Source organism: Micromonospora sp. NPDC048905, from assembly GCF_040649655.1.
Taxonomy (GTDB): Bacteria; Actinomycetota; Actinomycetes; order Mycobacteriales; family Micromonosporaceae; genus Micromonospora.
Genome location: NZ_JBEZFV010000002.1, coordinates 55,237 through 73,296, shown reverse-complemented (window position 1 = coordinate 73,296; position 18,060 = coordinate 55,237). Strand labels below are relative to the sequence as shown.

The following is an 18,060-nucleotide window of genomic DNA, read 5'->3' as shown; positions in this document are numbered from 1 at the left end:
GGGCCTGTCGCTGAGCCGCAGGTTGTGCCAGTTTGATCAGACGTATGCCGGGCCTGTGCCGGGTCACCCCGACAACATGCCCGTAAGACCTTGGCAACATGAGTCAATGCGTGGCAAGGTAACGCCTGATCGAGGGAAACATCCGACCTATCTCGACGGGTGTGCGGGCACGAGCCCGCGCACCCCGCCGAGGAGGCGCGGTGGCTCAGAGGTTGCCGGCTCGCCGGGGAATCCCCCGTCGCGCGCCGACGCCACGCTTGGGGAGGTCAGATCCGACGATGAGTACCGTCGAGGCATCCGTCGGCACGCGGCGCGGCGAACTCAGCGACTGGTTCCGCGAACGGATCTCCCACGCCGTCTCCGAGCTGACCGCCGCGACCGCGCTCGTCGTCCTGTTCGTCGCGCTGACCGTCGCCAGTCCCTACTTCCTCACCGCGGACAACCTCTTCAACATCGGAGCGCAGACCGCGGTGATCGCCATCATCGCCACGGCGCAGACGATGGTCATCATCACGAAGGGCATCGACCTGTCCGTCGGATCGGTCGCCGCGCTCGCCGGCGTCGTGGGAGCGATGGTCGTCCGCGACCTCGGCTTCTCGCTCTGGGCGGCGACGGTGGTCGCGATCGGCGTCGGCGCGCTGGCCGGCCTGCTGAACGGGCTGCTGGTGACCGTGGCCCGGATCCCGCCGTTCATCGCGACGCTGGGCACGATGTCCGTGGGCCGCGGCCTCGTCTTCATCATCACCGGTGCGGTCGGCGTCTACGGCCTGCCCCGATCCTTCCAGCTGCTCGGTAACGGGGAGATCCTCGGCATTCCGTTCGCCGTGGTGATCACCGTCCTGGTCGCGGTGGGGGTCGCCTTCCTGCTCTCCCAGACCCGCTTCGGCCAGTACACCTACGCGATGGGCTCCAATCTGGAGGCGGCCCGCCGCTCGGGCATCCGGGTGGGGCGTCACCTGACCGGCGTGTACGTGCTGGCGGGCGTCCTGGTCGGGCTGGGCGGCATGATCGCCGCGTCCCGGGTCAACTCCGGCCAGCCGAACTACGGGATCTCCCTGGAGCTCGACGTCATCGCCGCCGCGGTCATCGGCGGCGCCAGCCTGTTCGGTGGCCAGGGCCGGATCGTCGGGACCATCATCGGCGCGTTCCTCATCGCGCTGGTGCGCAACGGCGCTGTCCTGCTCGACATCAGCATCCACTACCAGCAGGTGATCGTCGGCCTGATCATCTGGGCCGCCGTCTACTTCGACCAGTACCGCCGCCGGCGGCTGGAATCACGGGGTTGACATGCCATTCCGAGGCTCCGAACGAGGAAGGACACACACCATGGCGCACACCACCACCAGCCGGCGGACGCGACGGTCGATCCTGGGTGTACGAGCGGTTCTGGCCGCGGCCGCGGCGACCGCTCTGCTCAGCGCCTGCGGCGGGGTCGAGGTTCGCGACGGCGGCGACGGCGCGACGAAGGACGCGAGCGGGCCGTTGAAGCTCGCCGTCGTGCCGAAGGCCGTCGGTGCCGACTACTGGAACACCGTGAAGGCGGGCGCGGAGTGCGCCGCGCAGCGCGCGGGGGACGTCACCGTCCAGTGGGACGGGGTGACCGCCGAAACCGACGTCGAGGGCCAGGTCAACCTGATCCAGAACTTCGTCACCAAGAAGGTCGACGGCATCGTGTACGCGGCGACGGACTCCAGCGCGCTGGCGCCCGCGACCGACAAGGCGCTCGCCGCGAACATCCCGGTCGCGATGATCGACTCTGGCACCAGCCCGCAGCCGTCGAACGTGCCGCTGTTCGCCACCGACAACCGCGCGTCGGCCACCGAGGCGGCGAAGCTGCTCGCCACCGAACTCGGCCCCGGCAACCACCAGGTGGCGCTCGTCGAGTTCCAGCCGGGATCGCAGACCAACACCGAGCGGGTGGACGGCTTCAAGGCCGGCCTCGCCCAGTATCCCAACCTCAAGCTGGTCGGCCAGCAGCCCAGCCGCAGCGACGTCAACGAGGCACGACGCGTCACCGAGAACATTCTCACCGCCAACCCCAACCTCGCCGGCATCTTCGCGGCCAACGAGCCGAGCGTGCTCGGTGCCGCGCAGGCCATCCAGGCGGCCGGCAAGTCCGGCAAGGTGGTCATCATCGGCTGGGACGCCGCCCCGGACGAGATCGCCGGGGTGCGCAGCGGCCAGATCTCGGCGTTGGTCGTGCAGAACCCGTTCAAGATGGGCTACTTCGGCGTCGACAAGATGGTCAAGCACCTGCGGGACAAGGCGCCGCTGGCGTCGGCCGACACCGGCGTCACGTTCGTCACCAAGGAGAACATCGACTCCGCGGAGATCAAGGCGGTGCTCGAGCCCAGCTGCGCCAACCCGCCGGTGCAGTGATGGGCGCGACCCCGACGGCTACCGCCGCCAGCGACACGCAACCGACCGCCGAGCAGCCACCGGTCCTCGAAGCCCGTGGCATCGTCAAGCGGTTCGGGCACGTCGAGGCGTTGCGCGGCGCCGACTTCACGGTCCACCGGGGTGAGGTCGTCGCGCTGATCGGCGACAACGGCGCCGGAAAGAGCACGCTGATCAAGACACTGTCCGGTGTGCACCCGCCCGACGAGGGCGAGATCCGGGTGGATGGCCGTCCCGTCCAGTTCTCCACGCCCGTCGACGCCCGACGTGCGGGGGTGGAGACCGTCTACCAGGACCTGGCCGTCGCCGACGATCTCAGCGTGGCCGCCAACCTGTACCTCGGTCGGGAGATCCTGCGCTCCGGACCGCTCGGCCGGCTGGGGCTGCTCGACAAGCGCGCCATGCGGCAGGGCGCTGCCGCGGCCCTCGACGAACTGGGCGTGCGGATCCCCCGGGTCACCACCCCGATCGCGATGTTGTCCGGTGGGCAGCGACAGTGCGTCGCGGTGGCGCGCGCGATCATCTGGGCGACGAACGTGGTCATCCTCGACGAGCCGACCGCGGCGCTCGGTGTCGTCCAGACCGGGCGGGTGCTCGACGTCGTCCGGCGGGCTCGGGACGCCGGCATGTCGGTGGTGTTGGTGAGCCACAACATGCCGCAGGTGCTCGAGATCGCCGACCGGGTCGAGGTGCTGCGGCTCGGCCGGCGGGCGGCCCGGCTGCGCGCGGACGAGGTCACCACCGACGACCTGGTCGCGGCGATGACCGGAAGCACCGGCGGAGAGCGGGACGACCGCTGACCTCGTCGGCCGGGGCGCGCGCGATCACATGATCGAGGGCGCGCCCCGGAGCCGCCGGGCCCCGGGCGGGTGCGCGGCGCGCCGTCGTACGCCGAGGTGGTTGCTCAGAACCGCGCCGGCTCGACGTTGGCGTCACCGTCGGCGGGTTGCCCGTACAGCGATTCCTCCACCCCGATCAGGTGGTTGGCCATCCGGATCCGGGCACGCTCGGGGTCCCGGGCCACCAGGGCCTTCAGGATCGCGACGTGCTCGTCGTGGGTACGCCGGTCCGCGCCCTCCTCGTGCAGGCTCCGCCAGAGCCGCCCGCGCAGGGTACGCCCGGCGAACGCCTCGATGAGACCGACGAGCACCGGATTGTCGGCGTGCACCGCGATGATCCGGTGGAACGCGATGTCGATCTCCATGATCCGTTCGTGCTCCTGCGGCGACCGACCGGCGATCCGCGCCGCCTCGTCGAGCAGTTCGCCCGCCTGGGCGAGGGCCTCGTCGGTGATCCTGGTCGCCGCCAGGCGGGCGGCCTCGCACTCCAACAGCCGCCGGACGATGTGCACGTGCCGTGGGTCGCCCTGGCCCTGGAAGTCGACCACGAAGCCCATCGGGGCCAACAGCTGCGGCGCGTCGAGGTTGGTGACGTAGGTGCCGTCACCCTGGCGGATGTTGACGATGCCGAGGATCGACAGAGCCGACATCCCCTCGCGCAGCGAGCCCCGCGAGACGCCGAGCGACTCGGCGAGGTCCTTCTCGATGGGCAGCCGGTCCCCGGGCTTGAAACGCCCTTCGAGGATCATCCGTTTGATGCCGTTCACCACCTCGTCGGTGCGCGACATGACATCCCCCTAGCGGCCGGCGGGGGTGGCCGTCCCACCCGCGATCACGTACGGCTCCGAAGATGACACCGTAGTCGGGTCCGTCGCCGCCCAGTAGCCGCCGTCGGGGAACCGGTAGAGCTCGACCGACTCCTGGCGCATCCGGGTGGAGTAACCGGGCTGGCTGGGCAGGACGTAACCGCTGCCCGAGCCGGTGTCCTGGATGATGCACGGGTCGGTGAAGTGCTCGTGCAGGTGGTCGACGAACTCGGTGACCCGGTTGGTGAGATCTCCCGAGATCGCGACGTAGTCGAGCACCGACACGTGCTGGACCATCTCGCACAGCCCGACACCGCCGGCGTGGGGGCACACGGGGATGTCGAACTTCGCGGCGAGCAGCAGCACGGCGACGATCTCGTTGATGCTGGCCAACCTGCCGGTGTCCAGTTGACAGAAGTCGATGGCCTCGGCCTGGAACAACTGCTTGAACATCACCCGGTTGTGGCAGTGCTCGCCGGTGGCGACTCTGATCGGAGCGACGGCGCGGCGCACGGCGGCGTGGCCCAGAATGTCGTCGGGGCTGGTCGGCTCCTCGATCCACAGTGGCTCGAACTGCGCCAGGGCCTTGACCCACTCGATGGCCTGACCGACGTCCCACACCTGGTTGGCGTCGATCATCAGGTTGCGGTCCGGACCGAGGATCTCCCGGGCGATGCCGCACCGGCGGATGTCGTCGTCGAGGTTGGCGCCCACCTTCAGCTTGACGTAGCCGTAGCCGGTGTCCACCGCCTCCTGGCACAGCCGGCGCAGCTTGTCGTCGCCGTAGCCGAGCCAGCCTGCCGAGGTGGTGTAGGCGGGGTAGCCGGTCCGGTCGAGCTCGGCGAGACGGGCCGCCTTCGTGCTCTCCTTGGCCCGCAGGATGGCCAGCGCCTCGTCCCGGGTCAGCGCGTCGGACAGGTAGCGCAGGTCCGCGATGTCGACGAGCTGCTCGGGGGACATGTCGACGAGCAGCCGCCACAGCGGCTTGTCGGCGACCCGGGCGACCAGATCCCACGACGCGTTGAGGACGGCGGCCAGCGACAGGTGCACGACACCCTTCTCCGGGCCGAGCCAGCGTAGTTGCGAGTCGGAGGTGAGCAGACGGTAGACCGCGCCCATGTCCGCCGCCATCGTCGCGACGTCCACGCCGACGAGGCGCTGTGCCTGATGGACGGCCGCCGCGACGACGATGTCGTTGCCCCGGCCGATGGTGAAGGTCAGGCCGTGGCCCGCGAGTGGCGCACCGCTGCTGTCGACGCCGTCGGTGTGCAGGACGACGTAGGCCGCCGAGTAGTCGCCGTCCTTGTTCATGGCGTCGGAGCCGTCAGCGGTCAGGGAGGTGGGGAAGCGGACGTCCTCGACAGTGACGGCGGTGATCTGCGGCATGCGCTCCTCGCCCGGTTAGGCTAAAGATCAGATGATCTCTGGGAGTATACGGAGGGTCGATCCGACGCGTCAACGACGTCGATCCGTCGGGTATCGAAGACATCCAATGTTTCTGCGTGCTGGAGATTCGTCGGTGCGCGGTCCCCGTGATCGCCGTACCCGATCCGCGAGCCCTGAATGCGGTGGTACCAACATTCGCCGCGCTGGTAGGCACCTTCGACGGGCGGCACCTCGTCGTCGGCCCGGGCACTGCTGCGGCACCGCCGGCCCGATGGGGACGGTGGTGCGAGATATGAGGAGTGGTTCAGAAGATTAGATGTCCACTCCGGATAACTACATTGACGCCTAAGTATAGGTAGGGATCCTTACATCTAAAGACTTAATACATCACACCTTTCCGAATGTCGACACCTGCTCGTGTACCGCGCGCCGCGCGGGTGTCGGTCCACCGCGCCCCGGCGCGACTCGGCCTGGTCGGCGTGGCCGGTGATGACCGTCACGGAGGTCGCCGTCGACACGCCCGAGACCGACATGTGGGGTGTGACAACCGCAGCGTCCCTATATATGGTGTCGAACGCAGCTGGTTCGGCCGCTCATCCGGAGTGGTCGAGGCAAGAGGGAACCCGGTGGAAATCCGGGACTGTCCCGCAGCGGTGAGTGGGAACGACAGCCGTCAGAAGCACTGGGCCACGAAGCGGTCTGGGAAGCGACGGCCAGTAGGAGACCGGCCAACCCGGTCGTGCCCACGAGTCCGAAGACCTGCCAGCGCGCCGCGTACCCGCACCCGGGTGGGCGGCGGTCCGAGGCCGCGTGGGACGGCCGACGCCACCTGACCCACGCCGTGCCGGCGTGGCGTCCGTTGGTGTCCGTCTCCACGCGTTCGAGGGGCCATCAGGTCTCGAACTCGCGAGGAGTGAGTGGTGACAGTCACCGAGGCAGTCCCGGTCAGCGGCGACGCGGCCGTCCGGCGCACGCCGATGCAGGTGCGCAAGCGCAACGGCACCACCGAGTCCGTGGACGTCAACAAGATCGTCCGTGCGGTCGAGCGGTGGGCCGACGACCTGGCCGACGTCGACCCGATGCGGGTCGCCACCCGCACGATCAGCGGCCTGTACGACGGCGCGACGACGGCCGAGCTGGACCGGCTCTCCATCCAGACCGCCGCCGAGATGATCGGTGAGGAACCGCAGTACTCGCGCCTCGCCGCCCGGCTGCTGTCCGGCTACGTCGACAAGGAGGTGCGTCGACAGGGCGTCACCTCGTTCAGCGCGGCGATCCGGATCGGCCACGCCGAGGGCCTGGTCGCCGACGACACCGCCGCGTTCGTCGCCGCCCACGCCCCGATGCTCGACCACGCTGTCGATCCCGACGGCGACCGACGATTCGAGTACTTCGGCCTGCGCACGGTGTACGACAGGTACCTGCTGCGTCACCCCACCAGCCGGCTGGTGCTGGAGACCCCGCAGTACTGGCTGCTCCGGGTGGCCTGCGGGCTGTCCCAGACGCCGGACGAGGCGGTCGGCTTCTACCGGCTGATGTCCAGCCTGGCCTATCTGCCCAGCTCGCCGACACTGTTCAACTCCGGCACCCGACACACCCAGATGTCCTCCTGCTATCTGGTCGACTCTCCGCGCGACGAGTTGGACTCCATCTACCAGCGGTACGCCCAGGTCGCCAACCTGTCCAAGTTCGCCGGCGGCATCGGCATCGCGTACTCCCGGGTCCGGTCCAGGGGTGCACTGATCCGCGGCACCAACGGGCAGTCCAACGGGATCGTGCCGTGGCTGCGCACACTGGACGCGAGCGTCGCCGCGGTCAACCAGGGCGGCCGGCGCAAGGGCGCGGCCTGCGTCTATCTGGAACCGTGGCACCCGGACATCGAGGAGTTCCTGCAACTGCGGGACAACACCGGCGAGGACGCCCGCCGCACCCACAACCTCAACCTGGCCAACTGGATCCCGGACGAGTTCATGCGCCGGGTCGAGGCCGACGAGATGTGGTCACTGTTCGACCCGCACGAGGTACCCGAGCTGCCCGACCTGTGGGGGGAGCGGTTCGACGCCGCGTACCGGCAGGCCGAGGCGCAGGGCCGCCACGTGCGGCAGGTCCCGGCGCGGGAGCTGTACGGCAGGATGATGCGCACCCTCGCCCAGACCGGCAACGGGTGGATGACCTTCAAGGACGCCGCGAACCGACTGTGCAACCAGACCGCCGAGGACGGCAACGTGGTGCACCTGTCCAACCTGTGCACCGAGATCATCGAGGTGTCCAGCGACGCCGAGACCGCCGTGTGCAACCTCGGCTCGGTGAACCTCGCCGCGCACCTCAGCGACGGCGGCATCGACTGGGAGCGGCTGCGCGCCACCGTCCGTACCGCCGTGACCTTCCTGGACCGGGTCATCGACATCAACTACTACCCGACCGAGCAGGCGGCGGCGAGCAACCCCCGCTGGCGGCCGGTGGGGCTCGGGCTGATGGGCCTTCAGGACGTCTTCTTCGCGCTGCGGCTGCCGTTCGACTCACCGGCCGCGCGGGAGCTGTCCACCCGGATCAGCGAGGAGTTGTACCTGACCGCGCTGGAGACCTCCGCCGACCTGGCGCGTCGCTTCGGCGCGCACCCGGCGTACCCGCAGACCCGGGCCGCGCGGGGCCAGCTCCAACCGGACCTGTGGGGTGTCGAGGGTACGCAGACCGCGCGCTGGGACGCGCTGCGCCAGCGGGTTGCGACGGACGGGCTGCGCAACTCGCTGCTCGTGGCGGTCGCGCCGACCGCGACCATCGCCTCGATCGCCGGGTGCTACGAGTGCATCGAGCCGCAGGTGTCCAACCTATTCAAGCGCGAGACCCTGTCGGGGGAGTTCCTCCAGGTCAACACCGCTCTGGTCCGCGAGTTGAAGGCCCGCGGTCTGTGGACCGAGCGGATCCGCTCGGCGATCAAGCGGGCGGAGGGGTCGGTGCAGGACATCGCCGAGCTGCCGGCCGGCGTCCGGGAGTTGTTCCGCACCGCCTGGGAACTGCCGCAGCGGGCGCTGATCGACCTGGCCGCCGCCCGTGCCCCGTTCATCGACCAGTCCCAGTCGCTGAACCTGTTCCTGGCCGCGCCGACCATCGGCAAGCTCTCCTCGATGTACCTGTACGCCTGGAAGGCCGGGCTGAAGTCCACGTACTACCTGCGCTCGCGGCCCGCCACCCGGATCCAGCAGGCCACCGTCAGTGCTGTCGCACCCGTCGCCGTCGCCGTCGACGCGGAGGCGCTGGCCTGCTCGCTGGAGAACCCCGAGTCGTGCGAGGCCTGCCAGTGACCGCCCGCACCGCCGACGCCAACACCACCGACACGAGGACCACGCACATGCTGCTCGACCCCGGGATGGACCTCACCCTCCGCCCGATGCGTTACCCGCACTTCTTCGACAGGTTCCGCGACGCCATCCGCAACACCTGGACGGTCGAGGAGGTCGACCTGCACGCCGACCTCGCCGACCTGGACAAGCTGTCGCCGGCCGAGCGGCACCTGGTCAGCCGACTGGTGGCGTTCTTCGCCACCGGCGACACGATCGTCGCCAACAACCTGGTGCTCAACCTCTACCAGCACGTCAACAGCCCCGAGGGTCGCCTCTACCTGTCCCGGCAGCTGTTCGAGGAGGCCGTGCACGTCCAGTTCTACCTCAACCTGCTCGACACGTACGTGCCCGACGAGACCGAGCGCTTCGAGGCCTTCGCCGCCATCGAGAACATCCCCTCGATCCGTCGCAAGGCCGAGTTCTGCTTCCGCTGGATCGACTCCCTGAACGACCTGCGGGAGCTGCGGACCCGGGACGACCGCCGGACGTTCCTGCTCAACCTGATCTGCTTCGCCGCGTGCATCGAGGGGCTGTTCTTCTACGGCGCCTTCGCGTACGTCTACTTCCTGCGCTCCCGTGGCCTGCTGCACGGTCTGGCCTCGGGCACCAACTGGGTGTTCCGCGACGAGTCGATGCACATGGCGTTCGCGTTCGACGTCGTCGACACCGTCCGCGCCGAGGAACCCGACCTGTTCGACGACGACCTCGCCGACCAGGTGCGGCAGATGCTCGTCGAGGCCGTCGAGTGCGAGGTGCAGTTCGCCGAGGACCTGGTGGGCCACGGCGTGCCCGGCCTGACGTTGGCCGACATGCGGGAGTATCTCCAGCACGTCGCCGACCGCCGCCTGGCCCAGCTCGGCATCGCCCCGCACTACGGGTCGAGCAACCCGTTCGGCTTCATGGAGTTGCAGGACGTGCAGGAGCTGTCCAACTTCTTCGAGCGGCGGGTGTCGGCGTACCAGGTCGGGGTGGAAGGCACCGTCGCCTTCGACGACGACTTCTAGGCGGCGACCGACCCACGGCCGCGGTCTCGCCGATCATGGAGTTGTGGTGCCTGATTTGGTGTCGTGCATGCACTTTGTCACCCACCACAACTCCATGATCGACGAGGCAGTGCGGGGTGGATGACAGTCACTCCGTCGCGGTCTTTGAGGATCGTCATGACCCGGTTGATGCGCGATGCGGACGCTTGATGCCCACTGGACTCGGGCACTTGACCAGCCGTGGCGTTCAGGCGGCTGCCTCGAGTGCACGAGTCAGAGCGAATGCGGTCAGCTCGATTGGTCGTTGGGTGTTGTGGCGGACGCCGCATCGATCATGTTGCAGAAGTAACGATGGACGCCGAGCAGTGCGGCTAGTTCGACGACGACTTCTAGGCGGCGACCGCGCCAGGGGCCTGGCGTCGCTTGGTGAGCCACCGCATCACGTGCAGCGGGTGCGACGCCGGGTCCGGAATCGGGTGGAAGACGTGTTCGACCTCGCCGTCGGCGATGATCAGCGTCAACCGCTCGTAGAGCGTCATGTCCCCGGCGGTGCGGGTGGGCAGCCGCAGCGCGTCGGCAAGCGTCAGCCGCGGGTCGGGGATCAGCGGGTAGGGCAGCCGCAGCCGGTGGGCGAGTTCCCGCTGGTACCCGGTCGACTGCGCGGACAGGCCGTACACCCGGGCCGCGCCGGCGGCGCGGAGCTCCGCGTGGTGGTCGCGGAACCAGGCGGCCTGCTCGGTGCTGCCCCGGGCGCCATGGACCTCCAGCAGCCCGTTGGGCAGGTCGACACCCGGCCGCCCGGTCAGGGGGTACACGAAGATGACGGTGCGCCCGGCGCCGAGCGCGCCGAGGTCGACCGGGCGGCCGTCGGTCCCGTAGAAGGACAGGGGCGGCAGGCGGGTGCCGACCAGCGCGGCGGGGTCGGTGCCGACCGCCGCGCTGCCGGGCACGACCTGGGTCGCGGCCGCGTCGAGGCGGGCGTCCAGCGCGTCCCGCTGGGCGGTCAGTTTGCCGATCCGCTCCTGCAGGCCGGTGATGGTGCTGCGGTACGTCGCCACCGCCGCCGCGCAGACGTCGGCGTCGTCGGCGCCACTGGCGATCGACTCGACGAACGGTCGGGTCTCCTCGACGGTGAGGCCGAGCGCCATCAACTCGCGGATCTGGGCCACCAGCCGCACCGCGATCGGGTCGTACTCCCGGTAGCCGTTGCCCAGCCGCCGGGGCACGACCAACCCTGCCGACTCGTAGTACCGCAAGGCCCGGACCGTGGTCCCGGTCCGTCGTGCCAGCTCACCCACCCGCATCCCGCGACCCTAAACCCGCACCCCGGGGTACGGGTCAACGTGTCGATCGTCGCGGTGCCAGGGCCGCCGTTTCCTGCCAGTCTGGCGGCGAAAAGGCAGCTTGAACAGGGAGTGTGTGATGACGGCAATCAGTCGGGTGTGGGCTCGGCAGATCCTCGACAGCAGGGGCAACCCGACCGTGGAGGCCGACGTGGTCCTCGCCGACGGGTCGACCGGCCGGGCGGCCGTGCCCTCCGGTGCGTCGACGGGAGCGAACGAGGCGGTCGAGCTGCGCGACGGGGACGACACGCGCTTTCACGGCAAGGGCGTCACGACGGCCGTCGCCGCGGTGAACGGCGAGATCGCCGACGCGGTGCTCGGACTCGACGCGGAGGACCAGGCGCTGATCGACGAGACGATGATCGCTCTCGACGGGTCGAAGGACAAGGGTCGGCTGGGTGCCAACGCGATCCTGGCGGTCTCCCTGGCGACCGCGAAGGCGGCGGCGTCGGCACACCGGCAGCCGCTGTACCGCTACGTGGGTGGCGTCGGCGCCCGTCTGCTGCCGGTGCCGATGATGAACATCATCAACGGCGGCGCGCACGCCGACAACCCGCTCGACTTCCAGGAGTTCATGATCGCCCCGGTCGGCGCGCGGACGTTCGCCGAGGCGGTCCGGATGGGCGCGGAGGTCTTCCACACCCTCCGGAGGTCCCTCGCGGCGGCCGGGCACAGCACCAACGTCGGTGACGAGGGCGGCTTCGCGCCGAACGTCACGGACGCCGAGGAGGCGCTGCGTTTCGTGCTGCGCGCCATCGAGGGCGCCGGGTACGAGCCTGGCACCGACCTGACGATCTGTCTCGATCCGGCCAGTTCGGAGTTCTTCCGCGACGGCGTCTACGACTACGTCGGTGAGGGGCGCCAGCGCACCGTCGAGGAGCACATCGACTACCTGGTGGACCTGCTCGCCCGGTACCCGATCAGTTCGATCGAGGACCCGATGGCCGAGGACGACTTCGCCGGGTGGAAGCGGCTGACCGCAGTGGCGGGGGAGCGGGTGCAGTTGGTCGGCGACGACGTCTTCTGCACCGACGTCGACCGGCTGCGCGACGGGATCGAGGGCGGCTACGCCAACGCGATCCTGGTCAAGGTCAACCAGATCGGCACGCTCACCGAGACCCTCGCGACGGTGGACGCCGCCCACAAGGCGGGCTACCGGGTGGTGCTGTCACACCGCTCCGGAGAGACCGAGGACACCACGATCGCCGACCTGGCGGTGGGCGTCGGCTGCGGGCAGATCAAGACCGGCTCGCTGTCGCGCTCGGACCGCACAGCCAAGTACAACCAGCTCATCCGCATCGAGGAGGAGTTGGGCGATCGCGCCGTCTACGCGGGGAGTCGCTGAGAGTACGACCTCGACATCCTCGTTACTCTGCGTCGATTGCACGGCAACGCCCCGGCCTCTATAACTGGAGGTTCGCTTCCGTCGATTCGACGGGCTTCCAACGGGGGTTCCATGAAGAGAACGTCAATTCTCGCTGCCAGTGTGCTCGGCGCGGCGCTTGTCGTCAGCGCCGCGCCGGCACCTGCCCAGGCCGCCGACCTCCTGCGGGTCAACAGCGCCTACGGGTCCTCGGAGGGTGTTCGGGGCAGATTGTTCGTCTCCATCACCTCGACGCAGCCGATCGCCGAGATTCGCGCGGAGATCGTCAGCGAGGCGCACGTGCCAGTCGCCCAGACCTCGGACTTCGTCGTCGACTCGGAGACGCCGGACGCCACCATCTGGGCGACGCCGGCGCCGTTGATCCTCGATGAGCTCGGCGACCACCGGGTCCACGTCGAGGTCACCGACACCGCGGGCAACCACGTACGAGAGGACTTCGCCGGTTGGCTCAACTACCGGGTCGCCACCTTCCTGGAGGATGTCACCATCGACCGCAGCACCATCGACTACGACCACCGTGAGGTGACCGCGCGAGGTGTGCTCAAGGGACGCTGGCCGGGCACCGGCGAGATCCGGCCGCTCGCCGACGTCCCTGTCGACATCAACGCGGGCGTCGGCTCTCCGCCGGTGCGTACGGGGGCCGACGGTTCGTTCACCGGGACCGTCACCCTGTACGCCTACAACTCGGAAGTGATGGTGCAGTACGCGGGTTCCTACGGCGAACTCGGCTTCGAGCAGTCTGAACCGGTCAACTTCCAGTTGCCGATCGTGCCCCGCAAGACGCGCGTCACCGCGACGGTGGACCGCACCCGCATCGTCGCCGGCGAGACCGTCCGGGCCAGCGGCCGGCTGTCCTGGCTCACCCCGTCCGGTTGGGCACCGCTCCCCAACCAGGCCTTCGCGATCCTGTTCGTGCTGTGCGACGACAACGGCTGCTACAACCAGTACGGGTTTGTGAACACCAATGCCAAGGGGCGGTTCGCACTCGACCTGGCGCCCTCCCAGACGGGATACCTGCACACCAGTTTCTGGTCGAGCGACCCCTTCATCGGCGAGAGCTCGACCCGGACGCAGGTTGTCACGGTGGTGCCCGCGAAGGCGCGGCGGTAGCGCGGCGAGGGCTTCGTCGGCAGGTGCGGTGATCGGCGGGCCGTCGAGGTGTGGCTCCCCGATCACCGCTGGCGCGGTCAGGCGGTGGGGCGCAGTTCGGCGAGGAGCTTCTCCACCCGGCCCCGGATCTCGTCGCGGATTCCGCGGACGGCCTCGACGTCCTTGCCGGCGGGGTCCTCCAGCTTCCAGTCCTCGTAGCGCGTGCCGGGGAAGACCGGGCAGGTGTCGCCGCAGCTCATCGTCACGATGACGTCGGAGGACTCCGCGGTCGCGTACTCCAGAAGTTTCGGGGTCTGGTCAGTGATGTCGATGCCGGCCTCGCGCATGGCCTGTACGGCGGCGGGGTTGATGGTGTCGGCGGGGGCGGAGCCGGCCGAGCGGACTTCGACGGTGTCACCAGCGAGGTGGCGTAGCCAGCCGGCGGCCATCTGGGACCGGCCGGCGTTGTGGACGCAGACGAACAGGACGCTGGGCTTGTCACTCACGGCGGGTGCCTTCCGGGTTACGGGGTTGCGGAGGTGGTGGGGGTGAAGAAGCGACGCGCCCACAGCGAGACATAGACGAGCCCGACCAGGACCGGCACCTCGATCAGGGGGCCGACGACTCCGGCGAGGGCCTGGCCGGAGGTGACGCCGAAGGTGCCGATCGCGACGGCGATGGCCAGTTCGAAGTTGTTGCCGGCGGCGGTGAACGCGAGGGTGGTGGTGCGCTCGTAGCCGAGACCGATGGCGCGGCCGAGGGCGTAGGAGCCGGCCCACATCAGGGCGAAGTACACCAGTAGGGGCAGGGCGATGCGGACGACGTCCAGGGGTCGGCTGGTGATCGCGTCTCCCTGGAGGGCGAACAGGATCACGATCGTGAACAGCAGCCCGTAGAGGGCCGCCGGGCCGATCCTGGGCAGGAAGCGGGCCTCGTACCAGGTGCGGCCCCTGGTGCGCTCGCCGAGACGGCGAGTGAGGTAGCCGGCGAGCAGCGGGATGCCGAGGAAGATGAGCACGTTGCGGGCGATGTCCCAGGCGGAGATCGTCAACTCGGCGCCGGACAAACCCAGCCACTGCGGGAGCACGGACAGGTAGAACCAGCCGAGCAGGCCGAAGGCGACGACCTGGAAGACGGAGTTGAGCGCGACCAGGACGGCGGCGGCCTCCCGATCACCGCAGGCGAGGTCGTTCCAGATGATGACCATGGCGATGCACCGAGCCAGACCGACGATGATCAGCCCGGTGCGGTACGCCGGCTGGTCGGCCAGGAAGATCCAGGCCAGGGCGAACATCACGGCGGGGCCGACGACCCAGTTGAGGACCAGCGAGGAGATCAGCAGCCGGCGGTCGCCGGTGACGGTGTCGAGCCGGTCGTAGCGGACCTTCGCGAGCACCGGGTACATCATGATCAGCAAGCCGATCGCGATCGGTAGCGAGATTCCGCCGACTGTCACCGCTTCCAGCGCGCTGTCCAGGCCGGGGATCAGGCGACCGAGGAGCAGGCCAGCAACCATCGCCAGCCCGATCCAGACGGGAAGGAACTGGTCGAGTCGGGAGAGCCGGCCACCGACGGCGCTCTCGGCGGGGTCGTTCCGAATTGTCGCTGTCATGTCGCCGGTGCCACGGTGAGCAGCGCGGCGAGTTGGCGCAGGAGGGCCGGCCGGGCGCGGTAGTAGACCCAGGTGCCTCGGCGTTCGGCGTCGACCAGCCCCGCCTCGCGCAGCGTCCTGAGGTGGTGCGAGATGGTCGGGCCGGTCAGGTCGAACGCGGGGGTCAGATCGCAGACGCAGATCTCCCCGCTGTCGGCGGAGGCGATCATCGACAGCAGTTGCAGCCGCACCGGGTCGCCGAGGGCCTTGAACGCGGGCGCGAGCACCGCGGCGGCCTCGGCGGGTACGCGCCGCTCGGTCAGCGAGGGGCAGCATTCCGGCGCTGCTTGATTCGACATTGCTCTAGGTTGACACTTCTCTAATCAGTGTGCAACTGTCTGATTCGACGAACGTCAAGACAGTCGTCTGATCTCCTCGGAAGGGAATCTGCCGATGGTCGACATCACCGTGCGACCCATGACCGACACCGATGCCGACCGGGTCCTGGCGATCTACCAGGCCGGTCTGGACGCCGGCAACGCCAGCTTCGAAATCACGGCGCCGACCTGGGCGGCCTTCGACGCGGCACGGTTGGCCGAGCACCGCTTCGTGGCCCTCGACCACGACGGCGGCATCGTCGGCTGGATCGCCGTCTCGCCGACCTCGACCCGCGCGGTCTACGCCGGCGTGGTCGAACACTCCGTCTACGTGGACCCGGCCGCCCAGGGCCGTGGCGTCGCCCGCCTGCTGCTGGACGCCCTGATCACCTCCACCGAGGCCGCCGGCATCTGGACCATCCAGTCCGGGATCTTCCCGGAGAACGTCGCCAGCCTCACGCTGCACCAGCGCGCGGGGTTCCGTGTCATCGGCGTACGCGAGCGGGTCGGCCGCCACCACGACCGATGGCGTGACGTCGTCCTCCTCGAACGCCGCAGCCCCGTCATCACCTGATGAGCCCACGCCGCTCCGACCCGACCACCACCACGAGGAGTCACCTGATGAACGCCCTGGACGGCCTTCCCGTCGTCGTCATCGGCGCCGGCCCGACCGGCCTCGCCGCCGCCGCGCACCTGCACGAGCGGGGCCTGACCTTCGTCGTCCTCGAAGCCGGCGACGCCCCCGGTGCCGCCGTCGCGCAGTGGGGGCACGTACGCGTCTTCTCACCCTGGCGGTACAACATCGACCCGGCCGCCCGTCGGCTCCTCGACGCGGCCGGTTGGGTCGCCCCCGACCTGGATGACCTGCCCACCGGCGCGGAGCTGGTCGGCGACTACCTACGACCCCTCGCGGAGCTGCCGCAGCTCAGGCCGCACGTCCGCTACGGGGCACACGTCGAGGCGATCAGCCGGCTCGGCCTCGACCGGCTGCGCACCGCCGGCCGCGACACCACACCGTTCCTGCTCCGCCTCGCCGACGGCGAGGAACTGTGCGCCCGCGCCGTCATCGACGCCTCGGGCACCTGGCGTACGCCAAACGTCCTCGGTGCGTCAGGCCTGCCCGCGCGGGGCGAAGCCGACGCGACGGCGTACCTGGAACACGCCCTGCCGGACGTGCTCGGCGTCGACCGGGACCGGTTCGTCGGTCGGCACACCCTGGTGGTGGGCGCCGGTCACTCGGCCGCGAACACCCTGCTGTCCCTGGCGGAACTGGCCGCCGCCGAGCCCGGCACCGAGGTGACCTGGGCCATCCGGGCCGCCTCGCCGACGCGTACCTACGGCGGCGGGACCGCCGACGCCCTCCCGGCGCGGGGCGCGCTCGGCTCGCGGCTGCGCGCGCACGTCGACGCCGGCCGGATCCGGCTGCTCACCGGGTTCTCCGTGCAGGCGCTCACCGCGGCGGACGGCCGCGTGAGCGTGGTCGTGCGCGACGCCGCCGGCGCCGACGAGTCGATCACCGTCGACCGCGTTGTCGCCGCCACCGGCTTCCGCCCCGACCACACCATCGCCGCCGAGCTGCGGCTGGACCTGGACCCGATCATGGGAGCCACCCGCGCCCTGGCCCCGCTGATCGACCCCAACGAGCACTCCTGCGGCACCGTTCCACCACACGGCGTGGACGAGCTCGCTCACCCGGAGCGCGGCTACTACGCCGTCGGCATGAAGTCCTACGGTCGGGCGCCGACGTTCCTCATGGCCACCGGCTACGAGCAGGTCCGCTCCGTGGTCGCCGCTCTCGCCGGGGACTGGGCGGCGGCTCGGGACGTCCAGCTCGACCTGCCGGAGACCGGTGTGTGCAACAGCAGCCCCGCCGACGCGGTGAACGGCGACAACTGCTGCGGGCCGGACCCGACGGGGCGTGGAGAGTCCACCGGCATCTCCGCAGGGCTGCGGTCCGCACCGATCAGCCTCATCGCCCTCGCGGCCGTGCCCGCAGGAGACTGTTGCAGCTGATCAACCGGGTACGACGGTGCCCGGCGCGGGCGCGGCTCCCGGAGTCATCAGGGCGAGGCGCCGGGCAGCCGGGGCAGAACGGCCCCGGACGTGAGCCTTCCTCCGGCCGGGGCATCGTGGGGCGGACCACCGCCCCGGCCGGCGGGCACCCGTCACCGCCGGCTGGCGCAGGCGACACACGTCCGCGCCGACGGGCGGGCGAGGAGTCGTTCGGCGGGAATCGGTCGGGAGCATCGTTCGCAGATGCCGTAGCTGCCGTCGTCGATCCCCCGGAGCGCGACGTCCAGCTCGGCCAGCCGTCGGCGGGTGGCGTCCAGGACGGCGGTGAGCTGGGCGCGTTCGAAGGCGATAGTGCTGCCCTCCGGGTCGTGCTCGTCGTCGGCGTTCGACGACCGGGACGCCTCGAAGAGGCTGCGCAGGTCGCCCTCCAGGGCGGCGGCCTGGGAATCGGTCTGCTCACGCAGCCGCAGCAGTGCCTCGCGGGTCGTGCTGGGGTCGCTGGTCATGGTCC

At 69.9% G+C, this 18,060-nt stretch carries 16 protein-coding genes and 1 riboswitch; of the genes, 9 read left to right on the top strand and 7 right to left on the bottom strand.

Annotated elements, in window-relative coordinates; translation table 11 throughout:
* Window positions 1–278 precede the first annotated feature (278 nt).
* Genes AB0C01_RS05285 through AB0C01_RS05275 form a run of 3 tightly spaced genes read left to right on the top strand, consistent with a single transcriptional unit; the run spans window position 279 to window position 3,197 of the window.
* Entirely contained in the window at window positions 279–1,286 is a 1,008-nt protein-coding gene (locus AB0C01_RS05285; RefSeq protein ID WP_357239663.1) for an ABC transporter permease, read from the top strand.
* Window positions 1,287–1,326: 40 nt separating this feature from the next.
* Complete coding sequence (locus tag AB0C01_RS05280) at window positions 1,327–2,379, top strand: ABC transporter substrate-binding protein (RefSeq protein WP_357239660.1); 1,053 nt, start codon at window positions 1,327–1,329, stop codon at window positions 2,377–2,379.
* Complete coding sequence (locus tag AB0C01_RS05275; protein ID WP_357239658.1) at window positions 2,379–3,197, top strand: ATP-binding cassette domain-containing protein; 819 nt, start codon at window positions 2,379–2,381, stop codon at window positions 3,195–3,197. Before AB0C01_RS05280 ends, AB0C01_RS05275 begins: the two co-directional genes overlap by 1 nt.
* Before the next feature lie 104 nt (window positions 3,198–3,301).
* Here AB0C01_RS05275 and AB0C01_RS05270 read toward each other — a convergent pair whose 3' ends face one another.
* On the bottom strand, window positions 3,302–4,024 hold the full coding sequence (locus AB0C01_RS05270; protein WP_357239655.1) for a FadR/GntR family transcriptional regulator: 723 nt from the start codon (window positions 4,022–4,024) through the stop codon (window positions 3,302–3,304).
* 9 nt (window positions 4,025–4,033) lie between these two features.
* Window positions 4,034–5,428, bottom strand: a complete 1,395-nt coding sequence (locus AB0C01_RS05265; protein ID WP_357570298.1) for an enolase C-terminal domain-like protein — start codon at window positions 5,426–5,428, stop codon at window positions 4,034–4,036.
* A gap of 564 nt (window positions 5,429–5,992) precedes the next feature.
* Window positions 5,993–6,210, top strand: a riboswitch (cobalamin riboswitch).
* A 195-nt stretch (window positions 6,211–6,405) separates the two neighbouring features.
* Between AB0C01_RS05265 and AB0C01_RS05260 the strand changes: the two genes are divergently transcribed.
* Both AB0C01_RS05260 and AB0C01_RS05255 read left to right on the top strand, forming a co-directional pair.
* Window positions 6,406–8,730: a ribonucleoside-diphosphate reductase subunit alpha gene (locus AB0C01_RS05260; protein WP_357570696.1), complete on the top strand. Its 2,325-nt coding sequence runs from the start codon at window positions 6,406–6,408 to the stop codon at window positions 8,728–8,730.
* 47 nt (window positions 8,731–8,777) lie between these two features.
* The gene (locus tag AB0C01_RS05255; RefSeq protein WP_357240648.1) at window positions 8,778–9,773 is read left to right on the top strand and encodes a ribonucleotide-diphosphate reductase subunit beta; all 996 of its coding nucleotides are present in this window, start codon (window positions 8,778–8,780) and stop codon (window positions 9,771–9,773) included.
* 368 nt (window positions 9,774–10,141) lie between these two features.
* Here the strand turns inward: AB0C01_RS05255 and AB0C01_RS05250 are convergent, their stop codons facing one another.
* The gene (locus tag AB0C01_RS05250; RefSeq protein ID WP_357570297.1) at window positions 10,142–11,056 is read right to left on the bottom strand and encodes a MerR family transcriptional regulator; all 915 of its coding nucleotides are present in this window, start codon (window positions 11,054–11,056) and stop codon (window positions 10,142–10,144) included.
* A gap of 118 nt (window positions 11,057–11,174) precedes the next feature.
* Here AB0C01_RS05250 and eno point away from each other — a divergent pair, with 118 nt between their 5' ends.
* Complete coding sequence (gene eno, locus AB0C01_RS05245; RefSeq protein WP_357570295.1) at window positions 11,175–12,440, top strand: phosphopyruvate hydratase; 1,266 nt, start codon at window positions 11,175–11,177, stop codon at window positions 12,438–12,440.
* A gap of 111 nt (window positions 12,441–12,551) precedes the next feature.
* Entirely contained in the window at window positions 12,552–13,589 is a 1,038-nt protein-coding gene (locus tag AB0C01_RS05240) for a hypothetical protein (RefSeq protein WP_357239645.1), read from the top strand.
* A gap of 77 nt (window positions 13,590–13,666) precedes the next feature.
* On the opposite strand, the gene AB0C01_RS05235 is transcribed toward AB0C01_RS05240, so the two are convergent.
* Genes AB0C01_RS05235 through AB0C01_RS05225 form a run of 3 tightly spaced genes read right to left on the bottom strand, consistent with a single transcriptional unit; the run spans window position 13,667 to window position 15,518 of the window.
* The gene (locus tag AB0C01_RS05235) at window positions 13,667–14,074 is read right to left on the bottom strand and encodes an arsenate reductase ArsC (RefSeq protein WP_357570294.1); all 408 of its coding nucleotides are present in this window, start codon (window positions 14,072–14,074) and stop codon (window positions 13,667–13,669) included.
* 17 nt (window positions 14,075–14,091) lie between these two features.
* Window positions 14,092–15,180: an ACR3 family arsenite efflux transporter gene (gene arsB, locus AB0C01_RS05230; RefSeq protein ID WP_357570293.1), complete on the bottom strand. Its 1,089-nt coding sequence runs from the start codon at window positions 15,178–15,180 to the stop codon at window positions 14,092–14,094.
* A complete protein-coding gene (locus AB0C01_RS05225) occupies window positions 15,177–15,518 on the bottom strand; it encodes a metalloregulator ArsR/SmtB family transcription factor (protein ID WP_357239636.1) in 342 nt (113 codons plus the stop codon). The genes arsB and AB0C01_RS05225 overlap by 4 nt, the downstream gene beginning before the upstream one ends.
* 94 nt (window positions 15,519–15,612) lie before the next feature.
* Here AB0C01_RS05225 and AB0C01_RS05220 point away from each other — a divergent pair, with 94 nt between their 5' ends.
* Both AB0C01_RS05220 and AB0C01_RS05215 read left to right on the top strand, forming a co-directional pair.
* A complete protein-coding gene (locus tag AB0C01_RS05220; protein WP_357239633.1) occupies window positions 15,613–16,110 on the top strand; it encodes an N-acetyltransferase family protein in 498 nt (165 codons plus the stop codon).
* A 47-nt stretch (window positions 16,111–16,157) separates the two neighbouring features.
* Complete coding sequence (locus AB0C01_RS05215; RefSeq protein WP_357570292.1) at window positions 16,158–17,549, top strand: FAD-dependent oxidoreductase; 1,392 nt, start codon at window positions 16,158–16,160, stop codon at window positions 17,547–17,549.
* Between the two features lie 152 nt (window positions 17,550–17,701).
* Here AB0C01_RS05215 and AB0C01_RS05210 read toward each other — a convergent pair whose 3' ends face one another.
* Window positions 17,702–18,055 (bottom strand): TraR/DksA C4-type zinc finger protein, encoded by a 354-nt coding sequence (locus AB0C01_RS05210; protein WP_357570291.1) that lies wholly within the window; start codon window positions 18,053–18,055, stop codon window positions 17,702–17,704.
* Between the last annotated feature and the right edge of the window lie 5 nt (window positions 18,056–18,060).

What these genes read in the sequence shown, in the direction of transcription:
- AB0C01_RS05285 (WP_357239663.1), top strand. Translation starts at nt 279, where the DNA reads ATGAGTACCGTCGAGGCATCCGTCGGCACGCGGCGCGGCGAACTCAGC.
- AB0C01_RS05280 (WP_357239660.1), top strand. Translation starts at nt 1,327, where the DNA reads ATGGCGCACACCACCACCAGCCGGCGGACGCGACGGTCGATCCTGGGT.
- AB0C01_RS05275 (WP_357239658.1), top strand. Translation starts at nt 2,379, where the DNA reads ATGGGCGCGACCCCGACGGCTACCGCCGCCAGCGACACGCAACCGACC.
- AB0C01_RS05270 (WP_357239655.1), bottom strand. Translation starts at nt 4,024, where the DNA reads ATGTCGCGCACCGACGAGGTGGTGAACGGCATCAAACGGATGATCCTC.
- AB0C01_RS05265 (WP_357570298.1), bottom strand. Translation starts at nt 5,428, where the DNA reads ATGCCGCAGATCACCGCCGTCACTGTCGAGGACGTCCGCTTCCCCACC.
- AB0C01_RS05260 (WP_357570696.1), top strand. Translation starts at nt 6,406, where the DNA reads ATGCAGGTGCGCAAGCGCAACGGCACCACCGAGTCCGTGGACGTCAAC.
- AB0C01_RS05255 (WP_357240648.1), top strand. Translation starts at nt 8,778, where the DNA reads ATGCTGCTCGACCCCGGGATGGACCTCACCCTCCGCCCGATGCGTTAC.
- AB0C01_RS05250 (WP_357570297.1), bottom strand. Translation starts at nt 11,056, where the DNA reads ATGCGGGTGGGTGAGCTGGCACGACGGACCGGGACCACGGTCCGGGCC.
- eno (WP_357570295.1), top strand. Translation starts at nt 11,175, where the DNA reads ATGACGGCAATCAGTCGGGTGTGGGCTCGGCAGATCCTCGACAGCAGG.
- AB0C01_RS05240 (WP_357239645.1), top strand. Translation starts at nt 12,552, where the DNA reads ATGAAGAGAACGTCAATTCTCGCTGCCAGTGTGCTCGGCGCGGCGCTT.
- arsB (WP_357570293.1), bottom strand. Translation starts at nt 15,180, where the DNA reads ATGACAGCGACAATTCGGAACGACCCCGCCGAGAGCGCCGTCGGTGGC.
- AB0C01_RS05225 (WP_357239636.1), bottom strand. Translation starts at nt 15,518, where the DNA reads ATGTCGAATCAAGCAGCGCCGGAATGCTGCCCCTCGCTGACCGAGCGG.
- AB0C01_RS05220 (WP_357239633.1), top strand. Translation starts at nt 15,613, where the DNA reads ATGGTCGACATCACCGTGCGACCCATGACCGACACCGATGCCGACCGG.
- AB0C01_RS05215 (WP_357570292.1), top strand. Translation starts at nt 16,158, where the DNA reads ATGAACGCCCTGGACGGCCTTCCCGTCGTCGTCATCGGCGCCGGCCCG.
- AB0C01_RS05210 (WP_357570291.1), bottom strand. Translation starts at nt 18,055, where the DNA reads ATGACCAGCGACCCCAGCACGACCCGCGAGGCACTGCTGCGGCTGCGT.